A 16,590-nucleotide genomic window follows, 5' to 3' on the forward strand; every position below is an offset into this window, starting at 1 on the left:
CCCCCCCCCCCCCCACAACTCGGTGCGAACCGTGCACGAAGAACGCGGTCGTGGCAGCGGAAGCGGCAGAGCGCGCGAGCAGTTGGAGCAGGATGCCGCCGAAGCAGCGGAATGGGCCCGCGGCCGGCGCTCACGGCCTGATCACGCCAGCGCCCCGGCCACCCTGCGCGGAGGCTCGGCAGCGGGCAGAAGCCGTTGGCATGGTTGCGGGCCTCGATCACCCCGTCGTGGAGAGCAGCGGCCGGTCACCGGGCAGCAAGGGGAACTCTCGGATTCCTGGACCGGTTCGGGAACCGTTCCCCAGGATCCTGCGTGACCTCTTGATGTGCAGTCGGCTGGCGGAGGAGACCGGATGAGAATGCGGACGATGGTGAGCGTGGGGGTATCGGCCTGCGTGGCGCTGATGGCGTGCGCGTGCGGTCCGGAGAAATCGAAGGGGGGCGCGGACGCGAAGCCTTCGCAGTCGTCCGCGTCAACGGGGTCGCAGGAGCCGCCTGTCACGCCGTCCGCAACCGTTCCTACCGGGAAGCCGTCGGCCAGTGCGACCGGTCGCCTGCCCGCGCCCAGGACGAAGGAGCGGGCGATCGAGCGGTACGAGCAGTACCTCCACGCGCTGGGCCATGAGGACATCGCCACGGTCTGTGAAGTGGCCGGGCCCGGGGCGAAGAAGGCACAGGACATGGGGTTCGGTCCGTGCACGTCAACGTACGTCGTTGTGTTCCAGATGATCTCGCCCGCGCAGAAGAAGGCCCTGCAAACCGCGACGGTCGACCCGCAGCGCGTCGCCGTTCGCACCCTCGACAAGATCGAGATGCCGCTCGAAGCGGTCAGGGCCTCTGCCACCTTCTCCGAGGAAGACCTCGGCAGCTACACCCTGGAGTACCTCAAGAACGACTACTACATCACCGACGGATCGTGACGCCTCGTAGGCCCCAGGCGGCTGCACCGGAGGTAGCGGGACCACTCCATGGCGCCCGTCACGGGGACACCGCGATGCCGAGGGAGTCGGCGGCCAGGAACTTGGGGGCTCCCCGCTCGTAGAAGACGTCCAGTTCGGTGACGTTGAAGCCGGCGGCGGTGAGCAGGTCGGGGATGGGGCGGGTGAGGTGGCATCCGGCGAAGACGCGCTGCTCCAGCGGGTCGAGGCGGCGCTGCCAGCGGCGCACCCGCTCGTCGGGGGCCAGGCCGTGCTCGACGAAGTGCAGGGCGGCGCCGGGTTTGAGGACGCGCCGTACCTCCCGCAGGGCGGCGCCGGCGTCCGGGATGGTGCAGAGGGTCCAGGTCGACAGTGCGGCGTCGAAGCTCGCGTCGGCGAAGGGCAGCGACTGGCCGTCGAGGCCGGCGCGCTCGACGGGGGTGGTGGTCGCGTTCAGGCGCTTGGTGGCCAGCTTCCAGCCGATGCCCGAGGGGTCGATGGCGGCCACGTGAGTGACGGCCGGAGGGTAGAACGGGATGTTGTGCCCGGAGCCGAACCCGATCTCCAGCACCTCGCCGGCCAGGCCCGCGCAGACCCGGCGCCGCAGGGCCTTGGCCTCGCCCGTGGCGCAAGCGACGTTGATGATCCGCGGGACGACGTGCTCGGCATAGAACCCCATGGCGGCCTCCGGCGCTCACCAAAAGTCTGACAGCATGCCGACGCCGGTGCGAGTCGCCGGCCGGGATCGCGCCGGCCACGTCCTGGCTCGGCACGCTCCGGGGAACCAGCGGCCCGCGCGGTGCGGGGCTCGAGCGGTCGCGGGACGGTGTAGGCCGGAGGGGCCAGCGGTCGTTGTAGTGGGCGATGGTGCGGCCGGCGACCAGCCCGCCTCGCGGAGTCAGGCCCCTCCCACACGTCCCTTCTGCACCGGCTGGGCGCAGCGGGAGCGGGTAGTCGAGCGGCGTGAGCGACGCTCGGAAGAGACTCGGAAGTCGCAGGGAAGACGCACGGAAACGGTGGTCGGATTGAGCCTGACGGGGATCGACGTGGTGTACGCCTGCGCCGGGCTGGGCGCCCTGTGCGCGGCGGTGTTGCCGACTGCTCTGGCCAGACGGCCGCTGTCCCTGCCCATGGTGTTCCTCGCGGCCGGCTTCCTGGTGTTCCTGCTGCCGCTCGACGCGCTCCCGGACCTCGACCCCGTCCGGAACCGGGTCCTGGTGGAGCACCTCACCGAGGTCTGCATCGTGGTGGCGCTGATGGGCGCGGGACTGGCCATCAACCGGCCGCCCGGCCTGCGCGCCTGGTCGACGACCTGGCGGCTGCTCGGTCTGGCCATGCCCCTGACCATCCTGCTGACCGCGGCCGCCGCGAGTTGGCTGGTGGGCTGGCCGCCGGCGGTCGCACTGCTGGTGGCGGCCGCGCTCGCCCCCACCGACCCGGTGCTGGCCGCGGAGGTACGGGTGGGCGAGCCGACCGACGAGAGGGACGACGAGGACGAGGTCCGCTTCGGGTTGACCAGCGAGGCCGGCCTCAACGACGGACTGGCCTTCCCCTTCGTCCTGGCCGCCATCGCCCTGACCACCGCCTCCCAGAGCGGGTGGTCCTCGGAAGGTCTGTGGCACTGGGCCTGGAGCGACGTACTGGTGCGCAGCGCGGTGGGGCTGCTGGTGGGCGTCGCCGTCGGCCGGCTCCTCGGCTGGATGTTCTTCCAGGCGCGCTGGAAGGCGCTGCGGCTCGCCGAACACCGCGAGGGTTTCGTCGCCCTCGCCGCGACCTTCACCGCGTACGGGCTGACGGAACTGCTCCACGGCTACGGCTTCCTCGCCGTGTTCGTCACGGCCTGCACGATCCGGGGCGCGGAACGCGCGCACCGCTACCACCGCGTCATGCACGCCTTCACCGACCAGGTCGAGAGGCTCCTGACTGCCATCGTGCTCTTCCTGGTCGGCGGATACCTCGCCAGTGGCGGTCTCGCGGCGCTGACCTGGCGCGGGGCCGCGCTGGCACTGGTGCTCCTGCTGCTGATCCGCCCGGTGGTGGGCTGGGTCAGCCAGCTGGGGGGCCGCGCGGTGGGGCGGGAGCGGGCCGCCATCGCCGTGTTCGGAATCCGCGGGATCGGCTCCTTCTTCTACTTGGCGTACGCACTGGGCGAGGCGCACTTCGCCGCCCCCGCGAAGGAGCTGTGGGCCGTGGTCACCTTCGCGGTCCTGGTGTCGGTACTCCTCCACGGAGTCACGGCCACGCCGGTCACCGTCCGGCTGGACGAGGCGCAGGAGCCGGGAGGGGTTTCCTCCTGAGGACGTCCTGGGGGCATCCCGAGGAGGCGACACGTTCGGGCCGACGACGGTAGCCGGCCGTCGAACGGGGTAGCAGCCTGCCATGGAACTGCTGACTCCCGCCGCCCTCGCCCCGCGCGCCGTCCGGCAGCTGCGGCGCATCCGCACCGTGTACGCCGCAGGGCTCGCCCTGTGGGCAGTCGGAACCGCATGGGAGGGCCTGCAGCATCCGGGAAGCCGCGGTATGTGGCTGTCCCTGCTGCTCCTGGCCGTCTTCACGGGACTGCTCTCGCTCACCCTCGCCTTCCTCGGGCGGCACCGGGCAGCGCTGCGCCTGCGCCGGACGCGCCGGCGTAGTGGGCCGGCGCCCAGGCAGCCCGCCTAGCCAGGGGCCACAGGGGTTGCAGAGGCCACAGGGATTCCGCCGGGCCCGCATGATCCCCCGATGCGCGGGGAGGCGCGCAGGTAGACCACATTGCGCCCTGGCCCGCCCTGGCGCTGAGATGAGGAGAGGACCCGCCATGACCGCATCCGACGCCCGCGGCGACGACGTCTACCAGCCCCAGCCGGAGGACGAGCGTTCCGAGGGGCAGCCCGACATGGACGGCAGCGTGGGGGAGCCCGATACCGATTTCGTGCTCGACCAGGGCTACTCGCCGCCCGAACGGCCCTACGCGAGCGACGGCCGCTACGCCACCACCGGTGAGGAGCAGCAGCGGGGCGAGAGCCTCGACGACCGCCTGGCCCGCGAGGTCCCGGAGGTGGAGTCCCTCAAGGGTGACGGGATCGGGGACCTGGTCGACGGGGACGGCGAACCCGTCGACCCGCAGGTGGGCGACGCACGCGCCGGGCGGCTGGCCCCGGCCTCCGAGTCACCGCGCGAGAACAACGTACTCGCCCACGACGTCGGCATCGACGCCGGAGCCGCCTCCGCCGAGGAGGCCGCCGTGCACATCATCGAGGATCCGCAGGACCCGCTCTAGGAGGACGGCCCCCGCGACCGTAGCCCCCGCGACCGTAGCCCCGGCGACCGGTACGGGGCTGCGAGCCATCCACCCGTACGCCCACGGGGCCCGGCCCCTCTGCGGCCCGTACGCCGGCCAGCGGCGGGCACGGGGATTGACAGGCGGGCATCCGGACACAAGCGGGGGGTGCTGAAGATACTTCTTGTGGTCCTGCTCGGCGGGGCGGCGGCGGTCGCCTCGGTCGCCGCCCTCCTCGCGTCGCCCTGGTGGTGGGCCGCGGCCGCACCCCTGCTGCTCCTCGTCCTGACCGCCCTGCACGACCTGCTGCAGCACCGGCATTCCGTCCTGCGGAACTACCCCGTCCTCGGGCACCTGCGGTTCGCCCTGGAGGCGCTGCGGCCCGAGATCCAGCAGTACTTCATCGAGCGGAACTTCGACGGCCGCCCCTTCGACCGTGACACCCGCAGCATCGTCTACGAGCGGGCCAAGGGCACCGAGGCCGAGGAGCCGTTCGGCACCGAACTCGACCTCTACCGGCCCGGCAGCGAGTACCTCACCCCTTCCATGGCTCCGCTGCCGGTACGGGCCGACCCGCCACGGGTCCGGATCGGCGGACCCGACTGCACCCAGCCGTACGACATGGCCCTGCTCAACGTCTCGGCGATGAGCTTCGGCTCCCTGTCGGCCAACGCGGTCCTCGCGCTCAACACCGGTGCGCAGCTCGGCGGGTTCGCCCACGACACCGGCGAGGGCGGCATGTCCGAGTACCACCTGCGCCCCGGCGGGGACCTCGTGTGGGAGATCGGCACCGGATACTTCGGGTGCCGTACCCACGACGGGGGCTTCGACGAACGGCAGTTCGCCGAGAAGGCCGCGCACCCGCAGGTCAAGTGCGTCTCCTTGAAGATCAGTCAGGGGGCCAAGCCCGGCATCGGCGGAGTCCTGCCCGGCGCCAAGGTGACCGCGGAGATCGCGAAGGTGCGCGGCGTACCGCAGGGGGAGACGGTGACCTCGCCGCCCTACCACCGCGTGTACTCCACCCCGCGCGAACTGGTGCGCTTCCTGGCCCGCCTGCGCGAACTCGCCGGCGGCAAGCCCGTCGGGTTCAAACTGTGCGTCGGCTCGCGCCGCGAGTTCCTCGCCGTGTGCAAGGCCATGCTGGAGGAGGACACCACCCCCGACTTCATCGTCGTCGACGGGGCCGAGGGCGGAACCGGCGCGGCTCCCCTGGAATTCGCCGACAACGTCGGCCTGCCGCTCGGTGACGGGCTGATGACCGTGCACAACGCACTCGTGGGCGCGGGACTGCGCGACAGCGTCCGGATCGGGGCCGCCGGCAAGGTCGCCACCGGAAGCGACCTCGTCAAACGCCTCCTCCAGGGCGCCGACTACACCAACGCCGCCCGCGCCATGATGTTCGCGATCGGCTGCATCCAGGCCCAGCGCTGCCACACCAACACCTGCCCCGTCGGCGTCGCCACCCAGGACGAGCGGCGCGCCCGGGCCGTGGACGTCGGCGACAAGTCGCAGCGCGTACGGCGCTACCAGGAGGCGACCGTCAAGAGCGCCCTCCAGATCATGGCGTCGATGGGGGTCCGGGATCCGCGCGGCCTGCGCCCCCACATGCTGCTCCACCGGGTGGACCCGCACACCGTCCGCTCGTACGCCGAACTCCACGCCTGGCTCGCTCCCGGGCAGCTGCTCGCATCTCCGCCCGAAGGCTGGGCAGGCGACTGGAAGGCGGCCGATCCCGACCGCTTCTCCCGCTGAAGCGGCGCTCGCACCGAGGAGCCGCGACCCGACCGAAGGGCACCCCTGTGGCACGCACCGTCGCCCACGTGATCGTCAACGCACTCAAGGAGCTGGGCGTCCAGCACGTGTTCGGAGTCGTCGGAGATGCCTTGAACCCGCTGACCGACGCCATCCGCACCACCGACGACCTGGAGTGGGTCGGATGCCGCCACGAAGAGGCCGCGGCCTTCGCGGCCGGGGCGCAGTCGCAGCTCTCCGGAACCCTCGGGGTGTGCATGGGCACGGTGGGACCGGGCTCCGTGCACCTCCTCAACGGTCTCTACGACGCGGCCAAGAGCCACGCCCCCGTCCTCGCGATCTGCGGCCAGGTCCCCCTCTCCGAGATCGGCAGCGACTACTTCCAGGAAGTCGACAACGACCTGCTCTTCCGGGACGTGGCCGTCTACCGGGCCACCGTCACCTCCCCGGACCAGATGCCCCGCCTGCTCGAGTCCGCCGTCCGCGCCGCCGTGACCCAGGGGGGAGTGGCCGTCCTGACCGTCCCCGGCGACCTGGGGGACCAGGAGCTGACCGACGACCGGCCGACGCGCTTCGCGCTCGACCGCGCCGTCACCCGGCCCGACGACCCGGCCCTCGTCCGGGCAGCCGAACTGCTCAACGAGGCCTCCCGCGTGACCCTGCTCGTAGGCCAGGGCGCCCGGGAGGCCCGCACGGAAGTCCTGGCCGCCGCCGAACTGCTCGCGGCGCCCATGGTCCTCACCCTGAAGGCGAAGGAGGGGTTCGAGGACGACAACCCCTTCCAGGTGGGGCAGACCGGCCTCATCGGCAACCCCGCCGCCGCCCACGCCCTCGACAGCGGCGACGCGCTCCTGATGCTGGGGACCGACTTCCCGTACCGGGAGTGGTACCCACAGGACGTCAAGGTGGTCCAGGTCGACGCCCGAGAGCAGCACTTGGGGCGCCGGACCCCCGTGGACGTGGGGCTGGCCGGCGACGTGGGCGCCACGCTGCGGGCCCTGCTGCCGCTGCTGAAGCCGGCCCCCGACCGCTCTCACCTGGACGACGCCCGGGAACGGTTCGTCCAGTGGCAGGAAGGGCAGCAGAGGCTGGCCGACCCCTCGCACGAACGCCGCTGGACCGGGAAGCTGCGGGCCGCACTGGACAACCGCGACCACGAGATCCGCCCCGAGGCACTGGCCGCGGCGGTGGACGCGTACGCGGCCGAGGACGCCGTGTTCACGTCCGACACGGGCATGGCCACCGTCTGGCTCTCCCGCTTCGTCACCATGCGCGGCGACCGGCGCCTGATCGGCTCGTACAACCTCGGCTCGATGGCCAATGCCATGCCTCAGGCGCTCGGAGCGCAGCTCTGGGCACCGGACCGGCAGATCGTCGCCCTCTGCGGGGACGGCGGCCTGAGCATGCTGCTCGGCGACCTGATGACGATCAAGACGTACAGGCTCCCGGTGAAGCTCGTCGTCTTCGACAACCGACGGCTGGGCATGGTCAAGCTCGAACAGGAGCAGATGGGCCTGCCCGAGTTCGCTACCGAACTCGACAACCCCGACTTCGCCGCGGTCGCCACGGCCCTCGGCCTGACGGGGATCCGGGTGACCGACCCGGCCGATCTGAACGACGCGGTACGCCGGGCCTTCGAGACTCCCGGCCCGGTCCTGCTGGACGTACTCACCAACCCCGAGGAAGTGGCCGTCCCGGGCAAGCCGACCGTGTCGCAGGGTTTGGGCTTCGCCGTGGCCAAGGTGAAGGAGATCCTGCCGGGCCGGAGCTGACCGGACCACAGCTGTGTTCCCCCTCCGCGGAATCCGGTCACGGCGCCGTGCGAAAACCCGTTTGATGGCCCGCGGCGACCCCTGCTACGTTGCCGACGGCCGTGCGAGAGAACGAGGAGGTGGTACCCGTGGACGCAGTATCGACATGGGTGCTCCCCTCCGGGGTCACGGTCGGGCGATAGTTCGTCCGGGAGCGCCACTCTGAGCACTCCCGAAAGGCACGACCATGCAATTCACATCTGAACAGCGCCTCGACGACGGCGTCCTCGAACGCGAATTCACCCTCGGCGAGATCCCCGGCACCCTGTGGACGCCCGAATCCGCCGCCCCGGTGCCGCTGATCCTGATGGCCCACAACAACGGCCTGCCCAAGGGCGACCCCAGGCTGGTGGCCCGGGCCCGGTACACCGCTTCGTGCGGCTACTCGGTGGCCACCATCGACGCCGCCGGGTGCGGTGACAGGCCCCGTTCCGCCGCCGACGAGCAGGCCCGCGCCGAGCTCCGCCGGGCGAGGCGGGCCGGCGAACCGGTCGATGAGATCTTCGAGTCCTTCATCGGCCCGATGGTCGAAAAGGCGGTCCCGGACTGGCAGAGCACTCTGGACGCCCTCCTCGACCTGCCCGGGATCGGCGGCCCGGTCGGGTACTCGGGAGGCTGGACCGCCCTCGGCATCCGCCTTGCGGTGGTCGAGCCGCGCATCGCGGCCGCCGGCTTCTTCGCCGGGGGTTACGTGCCCCGCGCCCAGCGCGAGGAGGCCCGGCAGGTCACCATTCCGCTGCTGTTCCTGCTGCAGTGGGACGACGAAGGCAACCCCCGACAGCGGGCCCTGGACCTGTTCGACGCTTTCGGCAGCGAGGCGAAAACGCTGCACGCCAATCTGGGCGGCCACACCGGCACCCCGTGGTTCGAGCTGGAGGACGGGGTCCGGTTCCTCAACCGGCACCTGAAGTGAGGCCGGCCCGCCAAGCCGACAACAGACGGTAAGCGGTGCCGGACTCGGCCCGGCGTGGTGGTTCCGTGCGCCGGACCAAGTCCGGTTCGGCTGCGGCGCCGGCGGGATTTGAATCCGCGGACAGATGGGGGCAGGTCCGCCCCGTCCCCGTCAGTCGCCGTGGGCGGGACCTCGCCCACGGCGATCGCAATGGGCCGCTCTGCCACGGCACCGCAGCCTGCGGGAATGCGCGCCCTCCCGCTCGACTCAGGGTAAAGACATCGCCCTCCGCGGACGAGCCCTTATCTCGACGTGCTTGCGCGCACCGTCCGCCGACGGGACTGGACTGGTGCTCGCAGTGCTCACGAGGGTGACCCGCCGAGTGAACCCCCTGTGTCCGCACCCCCTGGGGGCCACTTCGGGTCATCTGGGATCCGCAGAGGCCTCGCGACGTGTACGGCCTGGTGGTCCGGTCGGCAGCGGAGCCGCCGACGGGGGGCGAAAGCGGACCGGTCGGGCCCAGTCGCAGGTGGAAGGCGGCGGAGAGGGCCAGGGGAGTCGTGTCATGAGTCGAACAGGTGAAGCGCTCGGTGTTCCGCGCCGGCTCGCGCGGCGCCGGCTCCGAGCAGACCCTCCTGCGCGGCTTGCAGGAGGGTGAGCCTGAGTGCGTTGCACTGTCCGCATTCGTCTGTCCAGGCGGGTACGAGCTCCAGGTGGTGGTTGGCGACATGCCGTGCGAGCCGTACCCGGGGATGAGGCGGTGCGTAGCTACGATCGGGTGATTCGCTCTCTTCGCCTGCGTATTCCCGCAGGCCCTGGCGGAGCTGGGCACACTGGTCGCAGCGGGCTGGCAGGGGTGTTTCGGCCGGGCGATTGTCGACGCTCATTCCAGGACGGTAGCCGCCAGCTCGCACAGAGGCGTCGGGCCACAGCGACATAACGTCCTCTACTAGCCAAACAGTCGTCGAAGGCATCGCACGAAACCTGCGACGGCCCGGGCTCGGTACCTTCGCCGCGCCCGCACCCGGGGGCCCTGCCGTCCACCGGTGCCCGTCGCGGGCAAGGCCGTACCAGTCGGCGTGCACCGCGCCCGCGGCCGCCGAAACCTCCCGCCCAGGGACCTCCGGCCGTAAGGGCCGGGCTTTTCGGCCGTGCCGGGTGGGACGTACGGCCGCTGGTCGCGCAGAGCGCGCTCCGGTTCAGTGGAGAGCCGCGCCATCGATCCGGACGGACAGCCCGAGATGAACCTTCGGTCCGCAGGACCTGCCCCCGCCGCTCGCATCCGCGGCGCCTCCGCCGACGGCAGCCCCGCCGACGGCGTCTGCGCCGCCCCCGACAGCCTCTTGGTTGACCTCTCCGACGGTCCGGACGGCGACGGCCCGATCATGCACGCCGATCCGCGAGCGGCCGCCCTCCTCGGGATGGACCCGCACGAGATGGTGGGGCTCCCCTTCTCCGCCCTCGCCCCCTCCGGCTACGCCGGATCGCTGTCCCGGCTCCTCCTGGACGCCGTCCAGGCGGGCCGCGCGGGTTCGGAGGATCCGGCGGTGGTCCGCCGGCCGCTCCTGCTGCGGGGTACGGGCGAGGCGGTGCTGTGCCTGGTGTCGGCCCGTCCCGTCGTGGGACTCGCGGGACCCGCGGGACCCGACGGTCGGCCGGTCGCGCTCGCGGTCGTGGAGCTGGAGCCGGCCATGCCCGGCGAGTCGGAGAGCTGGGCCGTGCTGCACGCCATGTCCGTGCTCCGCGGCCAGTCCATCTGGGCCTACGACGAGGAACACGACCGGTTCCGGTGGGTCGAGAACTCCCTGGAATACAGCAGGCACCGCAGTGCCGGGGACCTTCCGCTGCGCAAGGTGCTGGACCAACTGCACCCCGATGACGTGGCCCACGTGAAGGACGCCTTCTGGGCGCTTCGCCGGGGCGAGCGCGAGGTGGTCAACATCCGCTTCCGGTATCCCGACGGGCGGGGAGGCTTCCGTTGGCTGCGCTCGGTCTCCCGGATCATGCGCATCGGCTTCGAGGGGACGCGCCGGATCGTCGGCTCCACCTCGGACCACACGGCCGCCGTCGAACACGACCTGGCGGTCACTCGGGAACACACCCGGCAGAGCGGCCTCGTGCGCGAACTGGCCGCGGCGTTCGTGGCGGCCAAGACGGAGGAGGAGCTCACCGAAGCCATCCTGCACAAGGTGGCGCCGGCCTTCGCCGGTACGGGCACCCTCCTGGCGTTCGTGGAGAACGAGCGGCTGCGGGTCACGTTCGGCGAAGGCATCGACCCGGCCATGGCGCGTTCCCTGCACGGCATGGGGCTGGACGCTCCCAAACCCCTCGCCCATGCGGTCCGGACCGGCCGCACCGAAGTCATCTGTTCGCGGGAGGCCTATCGCGCGGCCTGGCCGCAGGCCCACGGACTGCTGGACGCGACCACGGCGCAGTCGTTCCTGATGGTGCCCTTCGCCGCCGAGCCCGGCACTCCCCTCGGCGGCTGGGTCATCACCTACGACGCGCCCCACCGCATCACCGAGCCCGAGCGCACCCTCCTCGAGGTGATCGCCGAGCTGGCAGGTCAGGCCTGGGCACGGATCCGCCTGAGCACCGCCCGGCTGGAGCTGGCCGGGGCGCTCCAGCGGGACCTGCTCCCGGCCGTGCTGCCCCGCGTGGAGGGCTTCGAGATCGCCGCACGCTACCTGCCGGCGAACGAGGGGCTGGAGGTGGGCGGTGACTGGTACGACGTGATCGCCCTCCCCGACGGCGGGGTCGCCTGCATCATCGGGGACGTTCAGGGCCACAACATCCAGGCGGCCGCGCTGATGGGCCAGGTCCGTACCGCCATGCACGCCTACGCCTGGGAGGACCCCTCACCGGACCGCGTCCTGGAGCGGACGAACGAGCTCATGATGCAGATGGGCGCCACAGGCTTCGCCACCTGCCTCTACGCGCTCCTCGACCCGTCCGGCCGGATGCTGTCCGCCCGAGCGGGTCATGTGCCACCGGTCCTGTGCGGGGCCTCGGAGGCCACCGCGCCGGAGACCCCGGGCGGACTTCCGCTGGGTGTGCAGAACGGTACGCGGTACCCGCTGTCGCCGGGCCGCCTCGCGGAGGGGGAGACCCTCGCCCTGTTCACCGACGGCCTGGTGGAAGGACCACGGCTGAGCCTGGACGAGGGCACGGCCCAGGTCTGCCGGACGCTGGAGGAATCCCGGGACGCGCCGGCCGGGCAGCTCGCGGACGCCTTGATGTCCTGCGCCCAGGCCACCGACCACAGCGACGACCGGGCCGTCCTCGTCGTACGCCGCCTCAGACAGGCCGGCCGCCGGCGCCGCCCCCGGAGCTGACGCCTCGACGGAAAACAGCCCCCGGGGCGGCTGTACCGCCGCCCCGGGGGCTGTTGCTTACTGCGGGCGGTCAGCACACTTCCGACCTTGGCCGTTCCCGTGACGGACGGGACGCTCGTCGTCTTGGGCGCGGCTCCCTTTACGAGCACGGCGGGGCTGGTGGCCTTCACCGCCGGGTGCCCGGCCCTGCGGGCGGTCACCACCACGGTGAGCTGCTTGCCCAGGAGCGCCGACGGCAGGATGTACGACGCAGCCGTGGCACCCGTGATCGCGACCCCGCCCGCCTGCCACTGGTAGGTGTAGGAGCTGGCGACCGGCGACCACGGCAGAGCGATCACCAGCGTGCTCGGCCGGGAGGCCGTCGGGGGGGCCGGGTTCGGGAGAGAAACAGGTGTACCCCCAGCAACCGTTTTGCAAACCCGCCCAGTTGTACAGCCACGGTGTCGGTGACTGCGCAGAGGTCCCGGCGGGCGTGAACCGCAGGTCGAACCTGTCACCCGTCGCCGTCGGGAGCACGGCGCAGATCGCCGTCTTCTGCTCGCTCAGCGTGGCGGTCAGTGGCCCGAACCCGTAGCTCACGTTCGGGACCTTGACGCACTCGGGGGCGGGTTCGGCCGGGGGTGCCGATGCGCAGTGCGTCCAGCCGGTAGGCGGGCGCCGCGGTCTTGCCCTCCGGAACCTGGACGAGGACCTGGTAGCGGATGGAGCCGGTGGCGGCACAGCCCGCGCCGAAGCAGTCGCAGACGACGTCGCCGTTCGACTTGTACACCAGGAGCCGGGCGGAGCCCTGCGCGTCACGGACGCTCAGGTGGCCAAGGTGGACGTGTTCGAGCGGTTGACCGGACTACCGCAGGACACGCCGAGCCGGCCGTGCCTGTCACCAGATGAGGGCTCCGCCCCCCAACGCAGCTGGGATCGTGGGGGACTGGTCGAGCACGAGGTGCAACGAGATGTGTTGACCGTGATGTTGATGTCGCAGTTCCGGTCGTCGGAGCTGTACGCCTGCCTGACGGCTCACAGCTTGGATGGCCGCCAAGACTTCGCCGGGTGAGGCGAGGGGCTCGGTGGTGCTGGATTTCGTGGATGTCGAGGTGCCCGGCATCCCGATCGGACAGAGTCTGGGCACCGGCACCGGTACCCCTCAGCCGGTACCGAGCCAGCTCATGATCGCGACGGGCAGCAGCAGCATCCACTGCGGCAGCCGGAGCAGTGGCTTCGACCAGCCGGCCGATACGGTGATGACCAGGAAGACCGCCGAATATGCGATGAAATGCACGGCTACGAACAGTGCCACCAGGTCGGTGCCCGAGGATTGGGGCTCCACCGCCAGGTAGATCAGCACAGCCGCGGCAAGAGCCAGGTCGGCGCTCACCAGGTGCCATACCGCGTGCAGAGTGCGTTTGGGGACATCTGCGAGCCCGGAGGTGAGGAGAGGTCGCACCGGGTCCCGATGTCCGGCGACGAGGTGAACACCGGCCACGCCGGCCGCGGTGACACCCGCTGCGAGAAGCCAGCCGTTCACAGGGCCTCGATTCCCTTGACCACCACTGCCGCCAGCTGGCCGGCCAGTCGGTGGGTCGGGGGTTCTCCGGCCAGTCCCACGTGGAAGAACACCGCTCCGGCGAGCGTGTCGAGCACTAGATCCACGGGGGTGCCGGCCGACATCTCGCCACGCTGCGCGGCTCGGTCGAAGATGTCTACCAGGCGCTCCTTGGCGGGGGCCAGGAAGCCTGTACGGATGCGCGCCTTCAGCACGGGGTCGGCGGCGAAGTCGGCAAGCAGCCCGGGCAGCGCCGCAGCACCCGCGGGTGTGCTGAATTCGTCCACCAGCCCTTGCAGGAGCACCGTCAAGTCCCCGGTCAATGTCCCGGTGTCCGGTACCGGAGCCTCATCCGTGGTGGTGAACACCGCCTCGTAGACCAGCTCGGCCTTTCCCGACCACCGTCGGTAGATGGTGTCCTTGCCGACACCGGCGCGTGCGGCCACGGCCCCGATCGACGTCGCGGCGTAACCCACCTCGGCAACCAGCTCCGCAGCTGCCTGGACGATCGACTCGTGGGTACGGCGATCCCTGGGGCGTCCCCTGAGGGACGGAGAAGGATTCATGGCAATAGTTTACGGGTCGACCCGTTTGGTAAACAAGGGGGGTGGATGCTGGGCCCCGGGAGCAGCCGACCCTGCGGCACGGGCACGCGTGGCAGGCAGGTGATCGAACACGGGCCCGCCGGTGCACAGCGGGAGGGAACTCCGGTGTACCCGGCCGAGGACTGGCTACCGCGACAGGCAGGCACCGCAGTGCAAGGGCTGTGACGGCTCCGGCACCGGGAACGCCTGCTCAGCGCAGTTGCTCGGCCAGTCCGACGATGATGCCCTCCGGGCCGCGGACGTAGCAGAGCAGATAGCTGTCCTCGAACCGGGCGATCTCGCCGACGAGTTCGGCGCCGTGAGGGCGCAGGCGGGCAACGGTGTCCTCGATGTCGTCGACGGCGAACATGACGCGGTGCGTGCCCAGAGTGTTGTGGGGCCGGTTGCGCGGTCCGGCACTGATCACCTCGGGGCTGCGGTACTTCGCCAGCTCGAGCCGGCTGTGACCGTCCGGGGTCCGGACCATCGCGATGTCACAGCGGACGCCGTCGAGTCCGGTGCACTGGTCGGCGAAGAGGCCCTCGACATCCCCTCTGCCCTCCAGCTCCATACCGAGTTCCACGAAGAACGCGATGGCGGCATCCATGTCCTCGACGACGATGCCGACGTTGTCCATCCGCTGAATCGCCATGCTGGCTCCTCGTTCTTCCTCGTACGGCCGGTGGTGGCCGCTGATGTCCCTGGGACGGAGCCGGTGGCAGGTTCTCGACATCCTCGGACCGCCGACTCCGAAAAAATCTACATCGCGCCTCAGCATCACTACGGCAGACCCGCGAGCCATAGGCCACCCCCGGGGGTGAGTACGGCGCAGGTGACCGTTCCAATGAAGGCGATCACCCTTGGCGGGTGGAGTTCCCCGTGCCGCTCGCCCTTGCCGCACGCTGGCCGCCCGGACCCGGGGGCCGTACTTGGGTGGGCCCGCTGCGAGGCGGTCACACAGGGCGGCGGGGGTAGGTCTCATCGACCGCAAGGGTTCCTGGGGTGAGGGTGTGCTGCTTCGACCCGCGGCGACGGCACACCAGCAGATCCGAAAGGGAAGGTGAGCAATCCCCGTAGGCCCGGGCGGAGGTGCGCAGGTGACGCTGCTTCGCACCGGCGCGGCGGAGAAGCCCGCGGCTTGCGTGTCGCAACGAATCACGCGGACGGATTCGCAGCCGGCCGCGCGAGCCCTGTGTCGTGCGCGGTACAGGTGGAGCGGCAGGCGCCGAGGTGTGCGGCGGTGGTGACGGACTCCTTCGCGTCGCGGCGTGGCTGGGCGACGGAGCATGTCCCCGCCCGACGGCCGTCGGGCGGCCTCCGTGGTCGCCGTTGGCGTGGGTGGCGGTGCCGGGCCGGCCGAAGGGCCGCTTGGGGGCGGATGAATACTTGCGCGGCCTCGTTCATCGCGGCGAACACGACGAAGGGTGAAGCCGGTGTGGCGGGACGTGCCGAGGAGGGAGGGTGCGGGGCGCGCCGGTCAGGACTCCGGGTGGGCCAGGCGGCTCAGCAGGGCGATCGCGTCCGCGCGTACGACCGGCCGGAAGAACTCCGTGTCGACGGCTTCCACGGCGGCGATCGCCCGTGGTGCCAGCTCGGCGCCGGCCTCGGTGACGCGCAGCCGCCTGGCGCGTGTGTCCGTCGGGTCCACCTCGCGTGCGAGCAGCCCCTTCTGCTCGAGGGTCCGTACGACTTGGGAGGTCATCTTCACGTCGGTACCGGCCTGGCGCGCCAGTGTCTGCTGGTTGGGGTGCTCGCCCTGGCCGTTGAGCCACCAGGCGCAGGCGAGCAGGACGAACTGCACGTGGGTCAGTCCCAGGGGGCCCAGCGCGGCGGCGATGCCGCGCTGCCAGCTCAGGGTGGCGTGCCAGAGGAGGAATCCGGGGCTCTCGCCCGGGGTCAGGGCCATCAGCTCCGTGCCGTCCGGACCAGCGCGGCCATGGTGTCGGGCCAGTCGGCGGTGATGGCCGGGCCGATGTGCGGGCCGGCCTCGCCGGCACCCTCGCCGGTGATCTCCATCCGGTACACGACCCGGCTGCGATCCTGGTCGAGCCGGTCGATCCGGTGGGTGGTCCGCAGGACCAGCCCCTCGAAACGCGCCTCGTCGACGAACATCTCGCCCGCGACCGCTTCGGCGACGAGCAGTTCCACCGGGTCCTGGCCGGCCGGGGTCATGGTGATCTGCGCGCCCGCCGCGAAGGGGCCCCGGAGCTCGATCTTCTCGATGTCGGCGTTCCAGGTGCCCCAGCCCTCGACGTCGGCCCACAGGGCCCAGATCGCCTCGGGTGCGGCGTTGGTCTCAACGCTGTGCTCGTACTCCCACATGACTGACTGCCTCCTGGTAAATATTCTACGCGCAGACTATCTTCGCGCAGAGTATGTGTCCAGGAGGTTCGGCCTACGGTCGGGGGAGTCGTCAAGAGCTCGCGCGCAGGACGCAGGCGGACGGCGAGGCCAGGGTCAGGACGGCCGCGGGGCGAGCTCGTAGTGCTTCGCGCGCAGGC

At 71.2% G+C, this 16,590-nt stretch carries 17 protein-coding genes; 10 read left to right on the forward strand and 7 right to left on the reverse strand.

Going from position 1 to position 16,590, the window contains the following annotated elements:
- Nucleotides 1-358: 358 nt before the first annotated feature.
- A complete protein-coding gene (locus OTB20_RS34750) occupies nt 359-919 on the forward strand; it encodes a hypothetical protein (protein ID WP_267823735.1) in 561 nt (186 codons plus the stop codon).
- A gap of 58 nt (nt 920-977) precedes the next feature.
- Here OTB20_RS34750 and OTB20_RS34755 read toward each other — a convergent pair whose 3' ends face one another.
- A complete protein-coding gene (locus OTB20_RS34755) occupies nt 978-1,595 on the reverse strand; it encodes a class I SAM-dependent methyltransferase (RefSeq protein WP_267823737.1) in 618 nt (205 codons plus the stop codon).
- A 352-nt stretch (nt 1,596-1,947) separates the two neighbouring features.
- Between OTB20_RS34755 and OTB20_RS34760 the strand changes: the two genes are divergently transcribed.
- The 8 genes from OTB20_RS34760 to OTB20_RS34795 all read left to right on the forward strand — a co-directional run bounded on the left by OTB20_RS34760 (nt 1,948) and on the right by OTB20_RS34795 (nt 12,262).
- Nucleotides 1,948-3,213 carry a cation:proton antiporter gene (locus OTB20_RS34760; protein WP_267823786.1) on the forward strand — a complete coding sequence of 422 codons (1,266 nt, stop codon included), beginning with the start codon at nt 1,948-1,950 and terminating at the stop codon, nt 3,211-3,213.
- Between the two features lie 82 nt (nt 3,214-3,295).
- The gene (locus OTB20_RS34765) at nt 3,296-3,577 is read left to right on the forward strand and encodes a hypothetical protein (protein WP_267823739.1); all 282 of its coding nucleotides are present in this window, start codon (nt 3,296-3,298) and stop codon (nt 3,575-3,577) included.
- Nucleotides 3,578-3,713: 136 nt separating this feature from the next.
- Nucleotides 3,714-4,175, forward strand: coding sequence for a DUF5709 domain-containing protein (locus OTB20_RS34770; RefSeq protein WP_267823741.1), 462 nt, complete (start codon nt 3,714-3,716; stop codon nt 4,173-4,175).
- 168 nt (nt 4,176-4,343) lie between these two features.
- On the forward strand, nt 4,344-5,927 hold the full coding sequence (locus tag OTB20_RS34775) for an FMN-binding glutamate synthase family protein (protein WP_420716543.1): 1,584 nt from the start codon (nt 4,344-4,346) through the stop codon (nt 5,925-5,927).
- A 47-nt stretch (nt 5,928-5,974) separates the two neighbouring features.
- Entirely contained in the window at nt 5,975-7,699 is a 1,725-nt protein-coding gene (locus tag OTB20_RS34780; protein WP_267823743.1) for a thiamine pyrophosphate-dependent enzyme, read from the forward strand.
- Nucleotides 7,700-7,925: 226 nt separating this feature from the next.
- Nucleotides 7,926-8,651, forward strand: a complete 726-nt coding sequence (locus OTB20_RS34785) for a dienelactone hydrolase family protein (RefSeq protein ID WP_267823744.1) — start codon at nt 7,926-7,928, stop codon at nt 8,649-8,651.
- 1,220 nt (nt 8,652-9,871) lie between these two features.
- A complete protein-coding gene (locus OTB20_RS34790) occupies nt 9,872-11,965 on the forward strand; it encodes a SpoIIE family protein phosphatase (protein ID WP_267823746.1) in 2,094 nt (697 codons plus the stop codon).
- Between the two features lie 87 nt (nt 11,966-12,052).
- Complete coding sequence (locus tag OTB20_RS34795) at nt 12,053-12,262, forward strand: hypothetical protein (RefSeq protein WP_267823748.1); 210 nt, start codon at nt 12,053-12,055, stop codon at nt 12,260-12,262.
- 196 nt (nt 12,263-12,458) lie between these two features.
- On the opposite strand, the gene OTB20_RS34800 is transcribed toward OTB20_RS34795, so the two are convergent.
- Nucleotides 12,459-12,734 carry a hypothetical protein gene (locus tag OTB20_RS34800; RefSeq protein WP_267823750.1) on the reverse strand — a complete coding sequence of 92 codons (276 nt, stop codon included), beginning with the start codon at nt 12,732-12,734 and terminating at the stop codon, nt 12,459-12,461.
- A gap of 48 nt (nt 12,735-12,782) precedes the next feature.
- Between OTB20_RS34800 and OTB20_RS34805 the strand changes: the two genes are divergently transcribed.
- Nucleotides 12,783-13,016: a hypothetical protein gene (locus tag OTB20_RS34805; protein ID WP_267823752.1), complete on the forward strand. Its 234-nt coding sequence runs from the start codon at nt 12,783-12,785 to the stop codon at nt 13,014-13,016.
- A 90-nt stretch (nt 13,017-13,106) separates the two neighbouring features.
- Here OTB20_RS34805 and OTB20_RS34810 read toward each other — a convergent pair whose 3' ends face one another.
- The 5 genes from OTB20_RS34810 to OTB20_RS34830 all read right to left on the reverse strand — a co-directional run bounded on the left by OTB20_RS34810 (nt 13,107) and on the right by OTB20_RS34830 (nt 16,411).
- A complete protein-coding gene (locus OTB20_RS34810; RefSeq protein ID WP_267823754.1) occupies nt 13,107-13,487 on the reverse strand; it encodes a hypothetical protein in 381 nt (126 codons plus the stop codon).
- Nucleotides 13,484-14,071 (reverse strand): TetR/AcrR family transcriptional regulator, encoded by a 588-nt coding sequence (locus OTB20_RS34815; RefSeq protein WP_267823756.1) that lies wholly within the window; start codon nt 14,069-14,071, stop codon nt 13,484-13,486. Before OTB20_RS34815 ends, OTB20_RS34810 begins: the two co-directional genes overlap by 4 nt.
- Nucleotides 14,072-14,300: 229 nt before the next feature.
- Nucleotides 14,301-14,741 carry a VOC family protein gene (locus tag OTB20_RS34820; RefSeq protein WP_267823758.1) on the reverse strand — a complete coding sequence of 147 codons (441 nt, stop codon included), beginning with the start codon at nt 14,739-14,741 and terminating at the stop codon, nt 14,301-14,303.
- Between the two features lie 825 nt (nt 14,742-15,566).
- A complete protein-coding gene (locus OTB20_RS34825) occupies nt 15,567-15,995 on the reverse strand; it encodes a MarR family winged helix-turn-helix transcriptional regulator (RefSeq protein ID WP_267823760.1) in 429 nt (142 codons plus the stop codon).
- Entirely contained in the window at nt 15,995-16,411 is a 417-nt protein-coding gene (locus tag OTB20_RS34830; protein ID WP_267823762.1) for an SRPBCC family protein, read from the reverse strand. Before OTB20_RS34830 ends, OTB20_RS34825 begins: the two co-directional genes overlap by 1 nt.
- Nucleotides 16,412-16,590 lie beyond the last annotated feature (179 nt).

This window comes from Streptomyces sp. H27-H1 (assembly GCF_026627445.1).
Classification (GTDB): domain Bacteria; phylum Actinomycetota; class Actinomycetes; order Streptomycetales; family Streptomycetaceae; genus Streptomyces.